The organism is Stenotrophomonas sp. STK16_22, from assembly GCF_051984505.1.
Classification (GTDB): Bacteria; Pseudomonadota; Gammaproteobacteria; order Xanthomonadales; family Xanthomonadaceae; genus Stenotrophomonas; species Stenotrophomonas maltophilia_A.
Genome location: NZ_CP196972.1, coordinates 1,642,371 through 1,659,057, shown reverse-complemented (window position 1 = coordinate 1,659,057; position 16,687 = coordinate 1,642,371). Strand labels below are relative to the sequence as shown.

General features: G+C 66.3%; 19 protein-coding genes. 3 read left to right on the top strand and 16 right to left on the bottom strand.

Annotation, left to right across the window (positions count from 1 at the left end):
* Nucleotides 1-80: 80 nt before the first annotated feature.
* The 11 genes from recA to rlmE form a co-directional block, all read right to left on the bottom strand.
* Nucleotides 81-1,118: a recombinase RecA gene (gene recA / locus ACSYAO_RS07670; protein WP_005412937.1), complete on the bottom strand. Its 1,038-nt coding sequence runs from the start codon at nucleotides 1,116-1,118 to the stop codon at nucleotides 81-83.
* A 204-nt stretch (nucleotides 1,119-1,322) separates the two neighbouring features.
* Nucleotides 1,323-1,958 (bottom strand): transcriptional repressor LexA, encoded by a 636-nt coding sequence (gene lexA, locus ACSYAO_RS07665; RefSeq protein WP_032128412.1) that lies wholly within the window; start codon nucleotides 1,956-1,958, stop codon nucleotides 1,323-1,325.
* Between the two features lie 213 nt (nucleotides 1,959-2,171).
* On the bottom strand, nucleotides 2,172-3,854 hold the full coding sequence (ubiB, locus tag ACSYAO_RS07660) for a 2-polyprenylphenol 6-hydroxylase (protein ID WP_049461320.1): 1,683 nt from the start codon (nucleotides 3,852-3,854) through the stop codon (nucleotides 2,172-2,174).
* 34 nt (nucleotides 3,855-3,888) lie between these two features.
* On the bottom strand, nucleotides 3,889-4,383 hold the full coding sequence (locus ACSYAO_RS07655) for a CinA family protein (RefSeq protein WP_010484249.1): 495 nt from the start codon (nucleotides 4,381-4,383) through the stop codon (nucleotides 3,889-3,891).
* Between the two features lie 121 nt (nucleotides 4,384-4,504).
* On the bottom strand, nucleotides 4,505-5,815 hold the full coding sequence (hflX, locus tag ACSYAO_RS07650) for a ribosome rescue GTPase HflX (RefSeq protein WP_032128411.1): 1,311 nt from the start codon (nucleotides 5,813-5,815) through the stop codon (nucleotides 4,505-4,507).
* A gap of 14 nt (nucleotides 5,816-5,829) precedes the next feature.
* Nucleotides 5,830-6,105, bottom strand: coding sequence for an RNA chaperone Hfq (hfq, locus tag ACSYAO_RS07645; protein ID WP_004152891.1), 276 nt, complete (start codon nucleotides 6,103-6,105; stop codon nucleotides 5,830-5,832).
* A gap of 96 nt (nucleotides 6,106-6,201) precedes the next feature.
* Entirely contained in the window at nucleotides 6,202-7,155 is a 954-nt protein-coding gene (gene miaA, locus ACSYAO_RS07640; RefSeq protein WP_049461275.1) for a tRNA (adenosine(37)-N6)-dimethylallyltransferase MiaA, read from the bottom strand.
* Complete coding sequence (gene folP, locus ACSYAO_RS07635) at nucleotides 7,155-8,051, bottom strand: dihydropteroate synthase (RefSeq protein ID WP_049461273.1); 897 nt, start codon at nucleotides 8,049-8,051, stop codon at nucleotides 7,155-7,157. The genes miaA and folP overlap by 1 nt, the downstream gene beginning before the upstream one ends.
* A gap of 579 nt (nucleotides 8,052-8,630) precedes the next feature.
* A complete protein-coding gene (locus ACSYAO_RS07630) occupies nucleotides 8,631-8,816 on the bottom strand; it encodes a hypothetical protein (protein ID WP_005409016.1) in 186 nt (61 codons plus the stop codon).
* Between the two features lie 102 nt (nucleotides 8,817-8,918).
* On the bottom strand, nucleotides 8,919-10,853 hold the full coding sequence (ftsH, locus tag ACSYAO_RS07625) for an ATP-dependent zinc metalloprotease FtsH (RefSeq protein ID WP_010485966.1): 1,935 nt from the start codon (nucleotides 10,851-10,853) through the stop codon (nucleotides 8,919-8,921).
* Nucleotides 10,854-10,922: 69 nt separating this feature from the next.
* On the bottom strand, nucleotides 10,923-11,555 hold the full coding sequence (gene rlmE / locus ACSYAO_RS07620) for a 23S rRNA (uridine(2552)-2'-O)-methyltransferase RlmE (protein ID WP_005409014.1): 633 nt from the start codon (nucleotides 11,553-11,555) through the stop codon (nucleotides 10,923-10,925).
* A gap of 65 nt (nucleotides 11,556-11,620) precedes the next feature.
* Here rlmE and yhbY point away from each other — a divergent pair, with 65 nt between their 5' ends.
* Nucleotides 11,621-11,926 (top strand): ribosome assembly RNA-binding protein YhbY, encoded by a 306-nt coding sequence (gene yhbY / locus ACSYAO_RS07615; RefSeq protein WP_004152868.1) that lies wholly within the window; start codon nucleotides 11,621-11,623, stop codon nucleotides 11,924-11,926.
* A gap of 13 nt (nucleotides 11,927-11,939) precedes the next feature.
* On the top strand, nucleotides 11,940-12,314 hold the full coding sequence (locus ACSYAO_RS07610; protein ID WP_012510659.1) for an Mth938-like domain-containing protein: 375 nt from the start codon (nucleotides 11,940-11,942) through the stop codon (nucleotides 12,312-12,314).
* Between the two features lie 26 nt (nucleotides 12,315-12,340).
* Here ACSYAO_RS07610 and ACSYAO_RS07605 read toward each other — a convergent pair whose 3' ends face one another.
* The 5 genes from ACSYAO_RS07605 to surE form a co-directional block, all read right to left on the bottom strand.
* Nucleotides 12,341-12,829, bottom strand: a complete 489-nt coding sequence (locus ACSYAO_RS07605) for a hypothetical protein (protein WP_049462717.1) — start codon at nucleotides 12,827-12,829, stop codon at nucleotides 12,341-12,343.
* Between the two features lie 174 nt (nucleotides 12,830-13,003).
* Entirely contained in the window at nucleotides 13,004-13,789 is a 786-nt protein-coding gene (locus ACSYAO_RS07600; protein ID WP_049462716.1) for a peptidoglycan DD-metalloendopeptidase family protein, read from the bottom strand.
* Entirely contained in the window at nucleotides 13,786-14,400 is a 615-nt protein-coding gene (locus ACSYAO_RS07595) for a YqaA family protein (protein WP_014036746.1), read from the bottom strand. The genes ACSYAO_RS07600 and ACSYAO_RS07595 overlap by 4 nt, the downstream gene beginning before the upstream one ends.
* An 18-nt stretch (nucleotides 14,401-14,418) precedes the next feature.
* Nucleotides 14,419-15,096: a protein-L-isoaspartate(D-aspartate) O-methyltransferase gene (locus tag ACSYAO_RS07590; RefSeq protein ID WP_010485977.1), complete on the bottom strand. Its 678-nt coding sequence runs from the start codon at nucleotides 15,094-15,096 to the stop codon at nucleotides 14,419-14,421.
* Nucleotides 15,093-15,872 carry a 5'/3'-nucleotidase SurE gene (gene surE, locus ACSYAO_RS07585; RefSeq protein WP_049462715.1) on the bottom strand — a complete coding sequence of 260 codons (780 nt, stop codon included), beginning with the start codon at nucleotides 15,870-15,872 and terminating at the stop codon, nucleotides 15,093-15,095. Before surE ends, ACSYAO_RS07590 begins: the two co-directional genes overlap by 4 nt.
* A gap of 209 nt (nucleotides 15,873-16,081) precedes the next feature.
* Here surE and ACSYAO_RS07580 point away from each other — a divergent pair, with 209 nt between their 5' ends.
* Complete coding sequence (locus tag ACSYAO_RS07580) at nucleotides 16,082-16,621, top strand: Smr/MutS family protein (protein WP_049462714.1); 540 nt, start codon at nucleotides 16,082-16,084, stop codon at nucleotides 16,619-16,621.
* Nucleotides 16,622-16,687: the final 66 nt, after the last annotated feature.

The following is a 16,687-nucleotide window of genomic DNA, read 5'->3' as shown; positions in this document are numbered from 1 at the left end:
GCCCAGCCCATCCCTGGGCGATTCGAACCTGCGGGACAGGGCGACGTCACTGACGGCGCCACCCTGCCCCACAGCAAGCCTTATTCGTCTTCGCCTTCGTCGTCGCCTTCCTCGCGGGCCGCTTCGGCCGGCTGGAATTTCTCGCGCAGCTCGGCCTCGAGCTTGGCGGCGACAGTCGGGTTGTCGCGCAGGTAGCCGCGGGCGTTGTCCTTGCCCTGGCCAATGCGTTCTTCACCGTAGCTGTACCAGGCGCCAGCCTTCTCGACCAGCTTGGCATCCACACCCATGTCGATCAGCTCGCCTTCACGGCTGATGCCTTCGCCATACAGGATCTCGGTGATGACCTGCTTGAACGGAGGTGCCAGCTTGTTCTTGACGACCTTGATCTTGGTCTGGTTACCGATGATCTCGTCACCCTTCTTGATCGCGCCGATACGGCGGATGTCCAGGCGGACCGAGGCGTAGAACTTCAGCGCGTTGCCACCCGTGGTGGTTTCCGGGCTCTGGCCCGGCATCATCACGCCGATCTTCATGCGCAGCTGGTTGATGAAGATCACCAGGGTGTTGGAGCGCTTGATGTTGCCGGTCAGCTTGCGCAGCGCCTGGCTCATCAGGCGCGCCTGCAGGCCTGGCAGCTGGTCGCCCATCTCGCCTTCGATTTCGGCCTTCGGGGTCAGCGCGGCAACCGAGTCGATCACCAGGATGTCGACCGAACCCGAACGGACCAGCATGTCGGCGATTTCCAGCGCCTGCTCACCGGTATCCGGCTGCGACAGCAGCAGGTCGTCCACGTTCACGCCCAGCTTGGCGGCGTAGATCGGGTCCAGCGCGTGCTCGGCGTCGATGAAGGCCGCGGTACCGCCCATCTTCTGGCATTCGGCGATGGCCTGCAGGGTCAAGGTGGTCTTGCCCGAGGATTCCGGCCCGTAGATCTCAACGACACGGCCCTTCGGCAGACCACCAATGCCCAGCGCGATGTCGAGCATCAGCGAACCGGTCGGGATGGCTTCGACGGGCTCGACCACGCGGTCGCCCATGCGCATCACCGAGCCCTTGCCGAACTGCTTTTCGATCTGGCCCAGAGCTGCAGCGAGGGCGCGCTTCTTGTTCTCGTCCATCGGATTGGTCCTTGCAGAGGTCGTGTCGTTGGAGGTGCTGTCTTTGGGGGTCTTCTTTGCCATGGGTTCACTTTAAGTCGGACGTATCGCACAGGCTGAGATTCTGCCCGGCGCTCTGAAAAGAATTATCGGACATCCGTACCAACCTCAGTGGAACCAGAGAATCGCCACAAAAGACCGCGGGGTAATGCGCTATGGAACGGGTCAACGGTTGGGTCGCAACAGGCCGCAATAGAGGCCCTCGATCGAGAAGTCCTGGTCAGGCAGCACCTCGATCGGCTTGTAGTCGGGGTTACGCGGCAGCAGGCGGATACGATCCTTGGCGATCTTCAGCAGCTTGACGGTGATCTCGTCATCGATGCGGGCCACGACGATCTGTCCGGAATGGGCATCGCGGGTGCGGTGCACGCCGATCAGGTCACCGTCGAAGATGCCCTCGTCGATCATCGAATCGCCCTGCACCTTCAACAGGTAATCCGGTGCCGGCGAGAAGAACACCCGGTCCAGCACCACGAAGTCGTCCGAGCCGATATCAGCACCAATCGGCAGACCGGCTGCGACACGGCCCAGCACCGGCAGGCGCAGGACGCTGTCGGGCAGGCCCGGCTCGGCCAGCTTCTCGACCGGTGGCGCCTGTACCAGGCGGATGCCGCGGGCCTGGCCCGGGATGCGACGGATCGCACCGGCCTGCTCCAGGGCTTCCAGGTGGTACTGGGCCGCGCGCACGCCCTTGAAGCCGAACGCACGTGCGATTTCAGTCTGCGACGGCGGCGCGCCTTCGCTCTCGATACGCTCGGCGATCAACTGCAGGATCGCCTGCTGGGTGTCGGTCAGGTCCATGGTTAGTAGTATTACTACTAATGAGCGGAACTGCAAGTGCCGGGGGCGACACGGCGACAGCTGTGGTGCCGAGCTGTGCTCGGTAATCGTCGCCGGGCTTGGCCTGGCTGGCAGAGACAAAGGCGAGAGCAGAAGCAGCCGACCAGCGGTCGGCTCTACAGGAATCGCGCAGCGATTCCGCGGCTCCCGTTGGGAACCGCTGCGGCAAGCACACTATGTGTGCTTGCCGCTTCTCCAGATCGAAAACAGGATCCAGACGCCGCAGAAGCCGGCGCCGATGAAGCCGCACACGCCCAGTGCCAGCAGCCAACGGCTGGAGACGCCGCCAACGCTGTGCATCACGATCGACGAGCCGATGATCAGGGCGGCAGTGACGATGCCCATCACCAGCCGGTTCGCCGCACGGTTGACCTGCTCGCCGAAGCCCTGCAGCGCCGTGGTTTCCACCTTCAGCTGCAGACGCCCACGGCGGGCGGCCTGGACCAGCTTGCGCAGGTCGCGGGGCAGTTCACCGGCGAAGTCGACCAGGCCCAGCAAGCTGCGGCGGCCGCGCTTGAGCAGGGCCCTGGGCGCATAGCGCTGCAGCACCACCCGTTCCAGGAACGGGCGCGCGGCACTGGCCATGTCGAAATCAGGGTCCAGCTGCCGCCCCATGCCTTCCAGGGTCAGGAACGCCTTGATCATCAGCGCCAGGTCGGCCGGCAGGGTCAGGCTGTAGCTGCGCAGCAGCTGGGTGATGTCGCCCAGCATCAGACCGATGCGCAGGTCCTTCAGCGGCACGCCACGGTACTGGTCGACGAACTGGCTGATGTCGTGCTGCAGCCGGTTCTCGTCCACTTCCACGCCGCCGGCCCAGTCCAGCAGCACGTCGGCCACACCCTGCGGGTCCTGCTCGACCAGCCCGTGCAGCAGCTGCGCGACCTGAAAACGACGCACTTCGGACAGCGCACCGACCATGCCGAAATCGATCACACCGATGCGGCCGTCACGCAGGTAGATGATGTTGCCCGGGTGCGGATCAGCGTGGAAGCTGCCGTCCTCCAGCACCATCTTCAGCACGATGTCCGCACCGCGTCGCGCCAGTTCGCGCCGGTCCAGTCCTGCCGCATCAACGCCAGCCAGATCACGCCCTGGAATGCCGTCGACGAAGTCCTGCACGTTGAGGCTTTCGCAGGTCCACTGCCAGTGCACGTCGGGAATCAGGATGTCGTCGCGGCCTTTGAAGTTGCGCGCGATGCGCTCGGCATTGCGGCATTCGGCGGCGAAATCCAGCTCGCGACGCAGCGACACGGTGAACTGCTGCACCACCTCGGCCGGGCGATAGCGGCGCAGGTCCGGCAGGCGCGCCTCGACGATCTCCGCCAAGCGGGCCAGCAGCCGCAGGTCGGCCTCGACCACATCGCGGATGCCGGGGCGACGCACCTTCAGCACCACCTCGCGACCGTCATGCAGGCGCGCGCGGTGGGCCTGCGCCAACGAGGCGGCGGCCATCGGGGTTTCATCAAGGAAGGCGAACACTTCTGAAGGCGATGCGCCAAGGTCGGCCTCGAGCTGCTCGCGGATATCCGCGTACGGCAGCGCCGGCACTGCGTTCTGCAGTTCAGAAAGCTCGGCGATCCATTCCGGCGGCAGCAGGTCGACGCGCGTCGCCAGTACCTGGCCGAGCTTGACGAAGGTCGGGCCGAGATCCTGCATCGCGCTGCGCACGCGCACCGGCGCGGTCATCCGCAACAGTTCCTGCCGCTCCTCGTTCCAGTGCAGCAGGCGCCCTGCCCGCTCCAGCGTGCTGGCCAGGCCGATGCGCCGCACCACGTCGCCGAAGCCATAGCGGATCAGGACAACGGCGATTTCCTGCAGTCGGCCCAGGTCACGGACCGTGCCCAGCGTTTCCCACATCATGCGTGCTCCGGACGATTACCGGAGCAGCATGTCACAGCTGGGCGTCGATACCGCGCAATGCCGCCGCCACGGTTTGCCGGCGGATGGCTTCGCGGTCGCCGTCGAACTGGAACAGCTCGGCACGGGCGTAGCCACCGCGGCGCTTCCAGCCAATCCAGACGCTGCCGACAGGCTTGTCCGGGCTGCCGCCACCAGGACCGGCGATGCCGGTCACCGCCACGGCGATACCGGCGCCGGAATTGACCAGCGCACCGGACACCATTTCCAGCACGGTTTCGCGGCTGACCGCGCCGAACTGCTCCAGCGTCTGCGCACGCACGCCCAGCAGGCGCTGCTTGGCCTCGTAGCTGTAGACCACCATGCCGCAGTCGAAGAACGCCGAGGAACCGGCGATGTCGGTCATGCACTTGGCGATCCACCCACCACTGCAGCTTTCAGCGGTCACCAGCTGCAGCGAAGCCTGCTGCAGGCGCTGCCCGAGCGCGGCGGACTGGGCGTTGAGTTCAGCATCGGTGGGAATGGACATCGGCATGACGGTGGGGTGAAGAACCTGCACGTTGTACCGCAGATGACAGCCGGATGTCGCGCCCCTTCGCATGGTTGCGCTGCCGGCCAGCGGCCGGCACTACCGGGCATGGGCCGCTACCTCACCACTCCGGCAGTTTCTCCGGCAGCAGCGCCCGGATCGGCGCGCCGTCGGCACTGGCAGCCAGTTTTTCGGCTTCGGCAATCGGCAGGTCGACCTGCAGCAGCCAGCCGTCTTCGTCGGCCTGCTCGCTGCGGATCACTTCCAGCTGGTGCAGGCGCGCACGCAGGCGGCCGGCATCCGGCGGCAGGCGCAGTTCGCCGGTGACATGCTGCAGGCCCAGGCGCTTGCCCAGCACCGCCTGCAGCAGCTCCAGGCCCTGCCCGTCACGCGCGGAAATCCACACCCGCTCCCGGCGCGACTCATCCGGGATACCGTCCTGGCCATCGTGGCGGACGTCGGCACCTTCGATGCGGTCGATCTTGTTGAACACCAGCAACTGCGGCAGATCACCGGCACCGACCGCGGTCAGCACCTCGTCCACCTGGGCGATGCGCTCCTCGCGGTGCGGATCGGCGGCGTCGACCACGTGCAGCAGGAAATCGGCCTCGCGCGCCTCGGACAGGGTCGAGCGGAAGGCAGCGACCAGGTCATGCGGCAGATCGCGGACGAAGCCGACGGTGTCGGCCAGCACCACGTTGCCGCCCGGCACCGCGATGCGGCGCACGGTCGGGTCCAGCGTGGCAAACAGCTGGTCGGCGGCATAAGCCTCGGCGCCGGTCATGGCGTTGAACAGGGTCGACTTGCCGGCGTTGGTGTAGCCCACCAGGGCGACACGCGGCAGCTCGCTGCGCACGCGCGCACGGCGCATCTGGGTGCGCTGCACCTCGACCTTTTCCAGCCGCTTCTGCAGCTGCTCGACCCGCTTCTGCAACAGGCGGCGGTCGGTTTCCAGCTGGGTTTCACCCGGGCCACGCAGGCCGATCGAACCACCGCGCTGGCGCTCCAGGTGGGTCCAGCCGCGCACCAGCCGCGTGGCCAGGTGACGCAGCTGTGCCAGCTCAACCTGCAGCTTGCCCTCGTGGCTGTGCGCACGCTGGGCGAAGATGTCCAGGATCAGGCCGGTTCGGTCGATCACCCGGCGCTCGAGGAAGCGTTCCAGGTTGCGCTCCTGGCCCGGGCTCAACGCATGGTTGACCAGGATCAGGTCGGCACCGCTGGCGTCGGCCGCGGCCTTGATCTCGTCCAGCTTGCCGCTGCCGATCAGGGTCGACGGATTCGGACGATCCAGGCGCGCGGTGATCGTCGCGGCGATGCTGGCCCCAGCCGAGCGGGCCAGATCACCGAATTCTTCCAGCACATCGTCTTCCAGCTTGCCGAAATGGGGCTGGATCAACAGGGCGTGTTCACCCTTTTTCGAGCGGTCAAACATTCACCGCTCCGGTATTACTCGTCTGCTTCATCACCTGCCTGACCACCTTCACCCGACTGCACGTAACCGCCACCCGGACCGACCTTCACGTTGCGTGCCGGAACGACCGTGGAAATGGCGTGCTTGTAGACCATCTGACTGACCGTGTTGCGCAGCAGGACCACGAACTGGTCGAACGACTCGATCGTGCCCTGCAGCTTGATGCCGTTGACCAGGTACACCGAAACCGGCACGCGTTCGCGCCGCAGTGCGTTCAAGAAAGGATCCTGCAGCGATTGCCCCTTGGACATTGCACACTCCTGATTATTGTTCTTATTGGGTTGCCGACGGTTGCCACGGCCCCCGAGCCGCCCGCCGACCGATGATGTTACACGGCTGGCGGGGGTTCAGCGTGCGACGAAGGTCGACACCGCGCCGGCCAGGCGCTCCCCATCGACATGGGGGTCGAACCAGCGCGCATCAAGCTCGCCGCGCAGCCAGGTCAGCTGGCGCTTGGCCAGCTGCCGGGTGGCGAAGATTGCCTTGTCACGGAAACGGGCGGCATCACCCTCCCCGTCCAGGTATTCCCAGGCCTGGCGATAGCCAACCGCGCGCACCGCCGGCAGGTCCAGCGGCGCCGTCACGGCGGCCATTTCCGGCATTGCACGCAGTGCCCGCACCTCGTCCAGGAAGCCCTGCGCCAGCATGGCGTCGAAGCGCGCCTCGATGCGCTGGTGCAGTACCGCGCGGTCACGCGGGGCGAGGATCAGCTTGAGGGTGCGCACCGGCAATGGCGCGACGCCCGGCCGGCGCTGCCATTCAGTGATGGGTGTGCCGGTCAGGCGATAGACCTCCAGCGCCCGCTGGATGCGCTGCGGGTCGGTAGCATGGATGCGTGCGGCCGCCGCCGGATCGACCTGGGCCAGCTCTGCGTGCAGTGCCGCCCAGCCACGCTCGGCCGCCTCGGCGCTGAGTGCTTCGCGCGTCGCCGGATCGGCCTCCGGCATCGGCGACAGGCCCTGCAACAGGGCGCGGAAGTACAGGCCAGTGCCACCGGCCAGGATCGGCATCTTGCCGCGTGCCACGATGTCGGCCACGACCCGGCCGGCATCGGCGGCGAATTCGGCTGCCGAGTAGGTCTGCCAGGGATCGCGCAGGTCCAGCAGATGGTGGGGGGCCTGCGCGCGCTCGGCCGCATCCGGCTTGGCCGAGCCGATGTCCAGGTGGCGGTACACCAGCGCCGAATCGACGCTGACGATCTCGCCATCCAGCTGCTTCGCCAGGGCGATCGCGGTGGCGGTCTTGCCACTGGCGGTCGGCCCCATCACGGCGATCGCCAGCGGCCGCCGGTCGATGCCCATCAGTCTTCGTCCGGCCAGCGGATCGTCGGCGTGGCGTCAGCGCGTGGCGTCGGCACCGCCTCGACCGCCTGCCAGATCTTCAGCGCATCCACAGTGGCGGCTACGTCATGCACGCGCACGATGCGCGCACCACGCTGCACCGCAATCAGGTGCGCGGCCACCGATGCGGCCACGCGTTCGGACGGCGTGTCGCGGCCGGTCAGTTCCCCCAGGCTGCGCTTGCGCGACAAGCCGGCCAGCATCGGCACGCCCAGTTCCAGGAAGCGCTCGGAGCGCGCCAGCAGGGTCATGTTGTGGGCGGTGGTCTTGCCGAAGCCGAAACCGAGATCGACCAGCAGGTTCTTCTTCGCAATGCCGGCCATCTCGGCAGCGAACAGGCGCTGCACCAGGAAGCCATGCACCTCGGCGACCACATCGTCGTAGTGTGGATCGGCCTGCATGTGGCCCGGCTCACCCCGCATGTGCATCAGCACCACCGGCACGCCGGCTACAGCGGCGGCGTCCAGCGCCCCCTCCTGGCGCAGGCCGTAGATGTCGTTGATCATGCCGGCGCCAGCGGCCACCGCCGCACGCATCACCTCCGGCTTGAAGGTATCGATGCTGATCGGCACCTGGGTACGGGCGGCCAGCTGCTCGATCACCGGAATCACCCGGCGCAGCTCGTCATCGACCGATACCGGGGCGGCGCCCGGACGGGTGGATTCGCCGCCGATATCGAGCAGGTCCGCGCCCTCCTCGACCAGCTTCAGGCCATGTGCGACCGCGGCCTCGGTGGTGTCGTGCGCGCCGCCATCGGAGAACGAATCCGGGGTGACGTTGACGATGCCCATGACCCGGGCACGGTCGAGGCGCAGGATGCGGCCGGCGCAATCGAGCTGGGGCGAGGTATCGAACATGGGCAATCCTGCAGGGACAACGGCGGGTAGTTTAGTTCGGCAGGGCGGCGCCCTGCACCCGCAGAGGCCAGAGCTACAGCAAGAGCCGGAGCAACAGCGGGTTTACTGAGGGATGGCGGGGTGGGTCCGGTTGCGGGAGACGCTGCAAGTACGTCCATGTAAGCTCGGTCGCCGCATCCATGCGGCTCACGCCCCCGCAACCGGACCCACCCCGCCTTCGACAGATTTCTGCGATCTGTCGGCATTTCTGTAGAGCCGAGCCATGCTCGGCTCAGATCTCACAGATATCGAGATATTCAATTTCGATGAAGATTCATCCACGCATGACGTGGATCTATCGTGTCGACCAAGGTCGACACCTACCAACAGCAGCAGGAAATTGTCAGGGGTGGGGCGGTGTAGGTTGGCAGGACCGTTGGCGCCATGGATGGCGCCATCGAGCCCCCAAGGACGGGTTTACGGCGTGTCCTGCCAACCCACACCGCCCCGCCATCCCCAGAAACTCGCTGTTGCTGTTGAGGTTGCCGGCCAGCGGCCGGCACTACCACGGGTGCAGGGCGCAGCCCTGCCGACACCCCCTCAACGGCGGCGGCGCTTGCGGTCCACGTACAGGGTCTTGGCGATGCTCAGCACGATGCCGACCCCGATACCCACCACGCAGCCCAGCAGCAGGTTGTCGGCCCCCAGGCCCACACCCACGCCGACCACGGTGGCGATCACCATTTCGGCGGTGTGGGAAATCGGTTCGGGCTTCGGGGCGGACATGCGGGCTCCAGCGTCAGATCAGTTCTTCGGGATGGGCCAGTGGCCCGGAAACGACGAAGCCGGGTTGCCCCGGCCTCGTCTGGTGTCACGTGCAGCGGGCCGTCAGTGCGATTCTGCCGGGCCTGCGATCGGCGGCAGCGGACGGGCGTCGCCGCCCTTGTCGTTGCCACCATCCTTGTTCGACTTGTTCCAACCGGCCGGCGGCGGCGGATCGCGGCCTTCCATGATGGCGTCGATCTGCGGCGCGTCGATGGTCTCGTACTGCAGCAGCAACTGGGACATCGCGTGCAGCTTGTCCAGGTTGGCCGTCATCAGCTCGGTGGTGCGTGCGTAAGCCTCGTCGAGGATGTTGCGCACTTCCTCGTCGATGCGGCGCGCGGTGTCGTTGGACACGCTCTTGTGCTGGGTGACCGAACGGCCCAGGAACACCTCGTCGTCCTCTTCGCCATAGGCGATCGGGCCGAGCTGGTCGGACAGGCCCCACTTGGTGACCATGTTGCGGGCCATCTTGGTGGCGCGCTCGATGTCGTTGGAGGCGCCGGTGGTGACCTTGTCGGCACCGAAGATCAGCTCTTCGGCCACGCGGCCACCGTACAGCGAGCACAGCTGCGACTTGATCGCCACTCGGTTCATCGAGTACTTGTCGCCTTCCGGCAGGTACATGGTCACACCCAGCGCACGGCCGCGCGGAATGATGGTGACCTTGTAGACCGGGTCATGCTCGGGCACCAGGCGGCCGACGATGGCGTGGCCGGCTTCGTGGTAGGCGGTGAGGGTCTTCTCCTCCTCGCTCATGGCCATCGAGCGGCGCTCGGCACCCATCAGGATCTTGTCGCGGGCACGGTCGAAGTGGTCCATGCGGACCTCCTTCTCGTTGCCACGCGCGGCGAACAGGGCAGCCTCGTTGCAGAGGTTGGCCAGGTCGGCGCCGGAGAAGCCCGGGGTACCACGCGCGATCACCATCGGCTCGACGTCGTCGGCCAGCGGCAGCTTGCGCATGTGCACCTTCAGGATGTGCTCGCGACCCTTCACGTCCGGCAGGCCGACCACGACCTGGCGATCAAAACGGCCCGGGCGCAGCAGCGCCGGATCCAGCACGTCCGGACGGTTGGTCGCAGCGATCACGATCACGCCTTCGCCACCTTCAAAACCGTCCATTTCGACCAGCAGCTGGTTCAGGGTCTGCTCGCGCTCGTCATGACCGCCGCCCAGGCCGGCGCCACGGTGACGACCGACGGCGTCGATTTCGTCGATGAAGATGATGCAGGGGGCGTGCTTCTTGGCCTGCTCGAACATGTCGCGCACGCGGCTGGCGCCGACGCCGACGAACATTTCCACGAAGTCCGAACCGGAGATCGAGAAGAACGGCACCTTGGCTTCGCCCGCGATGGCCTTGGCCAGCAGCGTCTTGCCGGTACCCGGCGGGCCGACCATCAGCACGCCGCGCGGAATCTTGCCGCCCAGCTTGGTGAACTTGGACGGGTCGCGCAGGAAGTCGACCAGCTCGCCCACTTCTTCCTTGGCCTCGTCGCAGCCAGCGACGTCGGCGAAGGTGACCTTGATCTGGTCTTCGCCCTGCAGCTTGGCGCGCGACTTGCCGAAGGACATCGCGCCCTTGGCACCGCCGCCACCGCCCTGCATCTGGCGCATGATGAACAACCAGAAGCCGATGATCAGGATGACCGGCAGGAAATTCATCAGGATCGCGCCGAGGGAAATGCCGCTGGACGGCTCCTCCTGCACGATCTCCACGTTCTTGGTACGCAGCACGTTGATCAGGTCACGATCGAACGGTGCGGTGATGGTGGACGACTGCCCACCGCGGGTGGTGTAGGTCAGCTGGCTGGTGCCGCCGCGCATGTCGCCGCCAAAGGCGACCTTCTGCACGTTGCCGCTGTCCACCTGGTCCAGGAACTGCGAGTACGACGCGCCCTGCGCGCCGGCCCCGGAGGACTTCGGCGAGAAGCTCTGGAAGACCACCATCAGCACGACGGCGACGACCACCCATAGCAGGAGGTTCTTGGTCAAGTCGTTCATCCTCATTGGCTCCGGTGTTCCTCTCAGTGCTGGCGTTGCGTTGGGGTCGAACTTGCGTACGTTGCGAGCTTACTTCATGTGGGCGCGTTTTCCCTGACCCAAGGCATACACCTCGGGAGAGCGCTTGCGCGAGGCTTCCGGCTTGCGGATGGAGACCTTGTCGTACCGGCGGCGCATGTCGCGCACGTAGTCGTCAAAGCCCTCGCCCTGGAACAGCTTGATCAGGAATGCCCCACCGGTCTTCAGGTGGTTGTCGGCAAAATCCAGGGCCAGCTCCGCCAGGTGCATCATCCGCGGCTGGTCGACCGCGCCTACACCACTCTTATTGGGGGCCATGTCCGACAGCACAAGGTCTACCGGCTGATCCCCGAGCATGGCTTCAAACTGCGATAGAACGGCTTCTTCCCTGAAGTCACCATGAAGGAACTCCACGCCGGCCAGCGGCGGCATGTCCAGGATATCCAGTGCCAGCACGCGGCCGGTATCGCCGATCTGTCTCCTAACCTGCTGAGACCAGCCGCCCGGAGCCGCGCCGAGGTCGACCACCACCATGTGCGGCTTCAGCAACCGGTCACGTTCCAGCAGCTCTTCGAGCTTGTAGGCCGCGCGCGAGCGCATGCCTTCGGCCTGGGCCTTCTTCACGAAGGGGTCGGAGAAGTGTTCCTTGAGCCAGCGCTGGCTGCTTTTGCTGCGGGTAGCCATTGAAAATAGGGGCTGATGGGGTCCTCATGATACCCTGATCGCCCCATTCAACCGTGTTTTCCTGCATGTCCATCGCCCTGACCGCTTCCCAGACCCGTTTCCTGCGCGGCCAAGCCCACGACCTGAAGGCCCTGCTGCAGACCGGCGGCAAGGGCGTGACCCCGGCCTTCATCGCTGAGCTGAACGAAGTGCTGGAGCGCCACGAGCTGGTCAAGGTGAAGGTCGCTGCCGAAGACCGCGACGCCCGTGACGTGATGATCGGCGAGATCGTCGAAGCCACCGAGAGCGCGTTGGTACAGCGCATCGGCCACGTCGCCGTGCTGTACCGCCCGAGCAAGGAACAGCGCCAGATCGTGCTGCCGCGCGGCTGATCGCCTTACTGCCATGCAGCTGAACCACGAACCGCCCGATTACGCCTACAGCCTGCGCGCCGCCGATGGCCGCTCGGCCAAGGTGAATGACCAGGTGCTGGGCAGCAGTTTCTTCCTGACCCCGGACCAGCTGGTCACGCAATGGCCGGTAGTGAGCGCCACCGCACTGCAGCTGGCTGACCTGGAGCCGATCCTGGCGCTGAACCCGGCGCTGATCGTGCTCGGCACGGGTGACCGCCAGGTATTCCCGCCGGCAGTGGTGATGGCTGCCTGCCTGTCACGCGGCATCGGCCTGGAAGTGATGAACAATCCGGCCGCCGCGCGCACCTTCAACATCCTGGCGGGCGAAGGCCGCAAGGTCGCGGCCGCTTTCATTCTGGAAGGCTGAGTCGAGGCGTCGGGCGCGCCCCGGCGCTAGCCGCCAGAAGCGGTGCAACGGAAGGCCGAGAACTGCTTCAGCCGCCCGATCAGGTTGCCGCTCTGGCCCCAGCGGATGTCCATGACCTTCCAGTCCTGGCCCTGCCTTTGCAGCAGGACACGGTCGGTCCAGCGATAGTCGCCCACCGCCATTTCGACGGGTACCCAACTGCCATCGCCGCTCGTCGCGGGCAGCCCCACCTTTACCGTTTCCGGCCGATCCGGCGCCATGAGATACGGGCTCTGGTCCAGCATGTGCGGCTTCTCGTCATGCGCGGCCAGCACCGCACAGGTCCGCTCGTAAGCGCGCTGCGCATCGATGGCTGAGCGCAGCGCATCGCCCAGCAACGGCGGAATGGTCGCTTCGTCCGAAGCCGGCGCCTGGACGGCCGCGTAAAGACGGGTGACCACGTCGCGCGGATCGCTGGCTGCGGAGGCCAGCGGCGCGACGATGAGCAACGCGAGAGTGGAAGCAGGACGGAGCATGGGGCACCGGATCGACTGGGACCGATCAAGAATGCCGGGTATCCCGTCCGCCGTGAAGGTGAGCCTGCGACACACAAGATCGCAAATGACCACTCTGCGGTACCCGGGTCGAGCATGGCTCGACTCTACAGGTCAGGAACGCCGGGCATGGCCCGGCGCTATCGCATCTGACGATCAGCGTGCCGGCAGGTACTGCTGCGGGTCGACCGGCTTGCCGTTGTAGCGAATCTCGAAGTGGACCATGTCGCGGTTCGCACCGGTACGGCCCATTTCGGCGATCTGCTCACCGGCCTTCACGCTCTGCCCTTCATTCACCAGGCGCTTGCGGTTGTGGCCATAGGCCGACAGCCACTGGTCGCTGTGCTTGATGATGATCAGCTCGCCGTAGCCCACCAGGCCGGCGCCGGAATACACCACCACGCCGTTGGCGGTGGCCTTGACCGCCTGGCCGCTGGTGCCGGCGATGTCGACGCCCTGCTTGGTCGCATCACCAGCCACGTAACGGCCAACGATGGCGCCATCAGCCGGCCAGCGCCAGGCGATGTTGCTCTTCACCGGACCGACCGGCGCCGGGGCCGGCGTGGTGCTGCCGCCACTGCTGCCACCGGAACGCGGCGGGGTGACCACCGTGGTGGGCGCGCGGCCGCCGCTGGCACCGGCGGGATACAGCCGGATCACCTGCCCCGGATAGATCGTCGAGGGGTTGTCCAGGCTGTTCCAGGCAATCAGGTCGGCCGGGGTGATGTCATGGATGCGGGCCAGCGCATAGATGGTGTCGCCCTTGCGCACCACCACGGTCTGCCCCGGCTTGGGTACCGAGGTCTTCGGCGTGGTCACACCGCCACCGGCGCTGCCACCACCAGGACGAACCACGGTGGCGGTGCCGCAGGCGGCCAGGGTGGAAACCAGCAACGCCAGCGCGCCGATGCGCACTCCCTTGCTCAGACGATCAGGACTCATGCGAACTTCGACCTCCATACAAGCCAGGCGATCAGCACCACCACCAGCGCGGTGGCGATCCAGCCCAGCGGTTCAATCCAGCGACGCAGTGCCGCTTCAGCACGCGCACCACCGATACGGATGACCGCAGCCAGCACGAACACGCGCTTGCCACGACCGATCAGCATGCTCAACAGGTACTGCGGCATCGGTACACCGACGATACCCGATGCCCACGTGAAGACCTTCATCGGGATGGGCATGAATCCGCCCAGCACCAGGAAGGTGAACACTGCCCACGGCGACTCGGCCATCTTCGCCTGCACGGTGGTGATGCCCTGCTCGATGGCCGGCAGCATACCCAGCGCCTCGAACAGCGGCTTGATCGCCTCGAAGGCGTAATGACCCAGCGCGTAGCCAACCAGTGCGCCGACCATCGAGCCGGCCAGGCTCAGGGTGGCGAACCACCAACCGCGCTTGGGCTGGGCCACGCACATCGGCGCCAGCATCACCTCCGGCATCACCGGGAAGATGATCGCCTCGAAGAAGCTCAACACCGTCAGGTAGGTCGGCGCGCGTTCGTGCGCCGCCCACTTCATCGCCCGCTCGTACAGCGGCCCGAAAATCTTCATGCAACCCTGCTCCGTGGATTAGTCGAGCATGCCAGACAGCAGCGGCACGAACGTGACCGGCGCCAGCACGTGTTGTTCGATGCTGCCGTCGGCCTTGCGGTCCAGCTGTACCAGCGACTGCGCCCCGGGGCCACCGACCGGCGCCACCAGGCGGCCGCCCTCGGCCAGTTGCTCGATCAGGGCGTCGACCAGTGCCGGCGCCGCCGCAGTGACCACGATGGCATCGAACGGACCGTGCTCGGCCCAGCCGACGCGACCGTCGTCATGCTTGGTGCGGATGTTCATTCCCAGCGCACGGAAGCGCTTGCGGGCCTGTCGCAGCAGATCGCCGATGCGCTCCACGGTGTAGACCTCCAGGCCCAGCGCACCGAGGATGGCGGCCTGGTAACCGGAACCGGTGCCGACTTCCAGCACCCGTTTCGGTGCGACCTGGAGGACCGCCTCGGTCATCCGCGCGACCACCCAGGGCTGCGAGATGGTCTGGCCGTGGCCGATCGGCAGCGCAGTGTCTTCATACGCGCGCGAGGCCAGTGCCTCGTCGATGAACAGATGGCGCGGCACCACCCGGATCGCATTCAAGGTCGGCTCGTCGACGATGCCGGCTTCGCGCAGGCGGTCGACCAGGCGGTCACGCACACGCTGCGAGGTCATGCCGATACCGACGGCTTCCGGTTGCAGGCGCAGGCGTGGACTCATGCCGGCTGGTCCAGCGCGGCACTGAGGCCGCCGACCCAGCTGGCCACTTTCTCCAGTGCCTGGTAGCGGGTCAGGTCCACCTGGATCGGGGTGATCGAGATATGCCCGGTGCGCACCGCATGGAAGTCGGTACCGGGGCCGGAATCCTGCTCACGGCCGGCCGGGCCGATCCAGTACACCTCGTTGCCGCGCGGGTCTTTCTGCGCGATGCAGCCTTCGGCGCGGTGGCGGTTGCCGAGGCGGGTGACCTCGAAGCCCTTGACCTCGCTCCACGGCAGATCAGGCACGTTGACGTTGAGGATGGTGTCGGCCGGCAGCGGGTCGGCCTTGAGCCGGGCGACGATCTCGACTGCGGCGCGCGCGGCGGTTTCGAAGTGCTTCGGATCGTGGTTGCGGCTGACCAGCGAAACCGCCACCGCCGGCAGGCCAAGGAAGCGGCCTTCCATCGCCGCCGAAACGGTGCCGGAGTAGATCACGTCATCACCGAGATTGGCGGCATTGTTGATGCCGGACACGACAATGTCAGGCTCGAACTCGAGCAGCCCGGTCAGCGCCAGGTGCACGCAGTCGGTCGGGGTACCGGCCACCGAAACGGTGTAATGGTCGATGCGCTTGAGGCGGATCGGCAGGTCCAGGGTCAGAGAGTTGCTGGCACCGGAGCGGTCACGGTCGGGGGCGACCACCGTCACTTCGTGGCCGGCCTCGCGCAGCACCGAGGCAAGCATCCGGATGCCTGCGGCGTCGACGCCATCGTCGTTACTGACCAGGATTCGCATCTTCGATTTAACCGCTTGATTTTCCAAGAATTCGATTCCGTCACCGTGCAGTGTGGGCGGGACCGCCGTACTCCCCTGCGGAAGCCGTCGACCCTGCAAGGGCATCGTCTATTGTGCCGCATGCGAGCCGCCGGTCCTACCCTGTCGGCGGTCATGACCGACATCGAACCGTCATAGGCAGAGCTGCGCCGGCGGTTTACCCTGTGCGCATGTCGCACCCTGAAGACGAAGATCCGGCCGCATTGTTCCGTGCGGCCATCGGCGAAGTGACGCCGCTGCGCAAGGATGCCGAGCCGGCGCCTGCCGCGCCCCGGCCGAAGCCGCGCGCGCGCATGGCCGAACGTGACGAGGCCGAAGCCGCCGGCGAATTCGCCCGGCTGCTGCGCGACAGTACGCCGCTGGAAGCCGGTGACGTAGCCAGCTATCGCCGAGACAATCTGCCACCACGCCTGTTCCAGCGCCTCAAGCGTGGCCAGTACTCGGTGCAGGACGAGCTGGACCTGCACGGCGCCACCGCTGCGCAGGCCGAGACGCTGTTGCGCCAGTTCCTGCTGGAGGCACATGCACACGACTATGGCTGCGTGCGCATCATCCATGGCAAGGGATTGCAGTCTGATGGCGGTGCGCCGGTGCTGAAGAACCTGGTCGATCGCCTGCTGCGGCTGCGCAACGACGTGCTGGCATTTCACTCGGCACCGACCGGACAAGGCGGTACCGGCGCGATGCTGGTGCTGCTGGCGCGCAGATGAAAAAGGGGACGGAGGGAATTAAGTCGTTTGTGCCACAAACGACTTAATTCCCTCCGTCCCCTTTTC

Excerpts from the sequence above, each read along its gene's own strand:
- recA (WP_005412937.1), bottom strand. The coding sequence starts at position 1,118 with ATGGACGAGAACAAGAAGCGCGCCCTCGCTGCAGCTCTGGGCCAGATC.
- lexA (WP_032128412.1), bottom strand. The coding sequence starts at position 1,958 with ATGGACCTGACCGACACCCAGCAGGCGATCCTGCAGTTGATCGCCGAG.
- ubiB (WP_049461320.1), bottom strand. The coding sequence starts at position 3,854 with ATGTGGGAAACGCTGGGCACGGTCCGTGACCTGGGCCGACTGCAGGAA.
- ACSYAO_RS07655 (WP_010484249.1), bottom strand. The coding sequence starts at position 4,383 with ATGTCCATTCCCACCGATGCTGAACTCAACGCCCAGTCCGCCGCGCTC.
- hflX (WP_032128411.1), bottom strand. The coding sequence starts at position 5,815 with ATGTTTGACCGCTCGAAAAAGGGTGAACACGCCCTGTTGATCCAGCCC.
- hfq (WP_004152891.1), bottom strand. The coding sequence starts at position 6,105 with ATGTCCAAGGGGCAATCGCTGCAGGATCCTTTCTTGAACGCACTGCGG.
- miaA (WP_049461275.1), bottom strand. The coding sequence starts at position 7,155 with ATGGGCATCGACCGGCGGCCGCTGGCGATCGCCGTGATGGGGCCGACC.
- folP (WP_049461273.1), bottom strand. The coding sequence starts at position 8,051 with ATGTTCGATACCTCGCCCCAGCTCGATTGCGCCGGCCGCATCCTGCGC.
- ACSYAO_RS07630 (WP_005409016.1), bottom strand. The coding sequence starts at position 8,816 with ATGTCCGCCCCGAAGCCCGAACCGATTTCCCACACCGCCGAAATGGTG.
- ftsH (WP_010485966.1), bottom strand. The coding sequence starts at position 10,853 with ATGAACGACTTGACCAAGAACCTCCTGCTATGGGTGGTCGTCGCCGTC.
- rlmE (WP_005409014.1), bottom strand. The coding sequence starts at position 11,555 with ATGGCTACCCGCAGCAAAAGCAGCCAGCGCTGGCTCAAGGAACACTTC.
- yhbY (WP_004152868.1), top strand. The coding sequence starts at position 11,621 with ATGTCCATCGCCCTGACCGCTTCCCAGACCCGTTTCCTGCGCGGCCAA.
- ACSYAO_RS07610 (WP_012510659.1), top strand. The coding sequence starts at position 11,940 with ATGCAGCTGAACCACGAACCGCCCGATTACGCCTACAGCCTGCGCGCC.
- ACSYAO_RS07605 (WP_049462717.1), bottom strand. The coding sequence starts at position 12,829 with ATGCTCCGTCCTGCTTCCACTCTCGCGTTGCTCATCGTCGCGCCGCTG.
- ACSYAO_RS07600 (WP_049462716.1), bottom strand. The coding sequence starts at position 13,789 with ATGAGTCCTGATCGTCTGAGCAAGGGAGTGCGCATCGGCGCGCTGGCG.
- ACSYAO_RS07595 (WP_014036746.1), bottom strand. The coding sequence starts at position 14,400 with ATGAAGATTTTCGGGCCGCTGTACGAGCGGGCGATGAAGTGGGCGGCG.
- ACSYAO_RS07590 (WP_010485977.1), bottom strand. The coding sequence starts at position 15,096 with ATGAGTCCACGCCTGCGCCTGCAACCGGAAGCCGTCGGTATCGGCATG.
- surE (WP_049462715.1), bottom strand. The coding sequence starts at position 15,872 with ATGCGAATCCTGGTCAGTAACGACGATGGCGTCGACGCCGCAGGCATC.
- ACSYAO_RS07580 (WP_049462714.1), top strand. The coding sequence starts at position 16,082 with ATGTCGCACCCTGAAGACGAAGATCCGGCCGCATTGTTCCGTGCGGCC.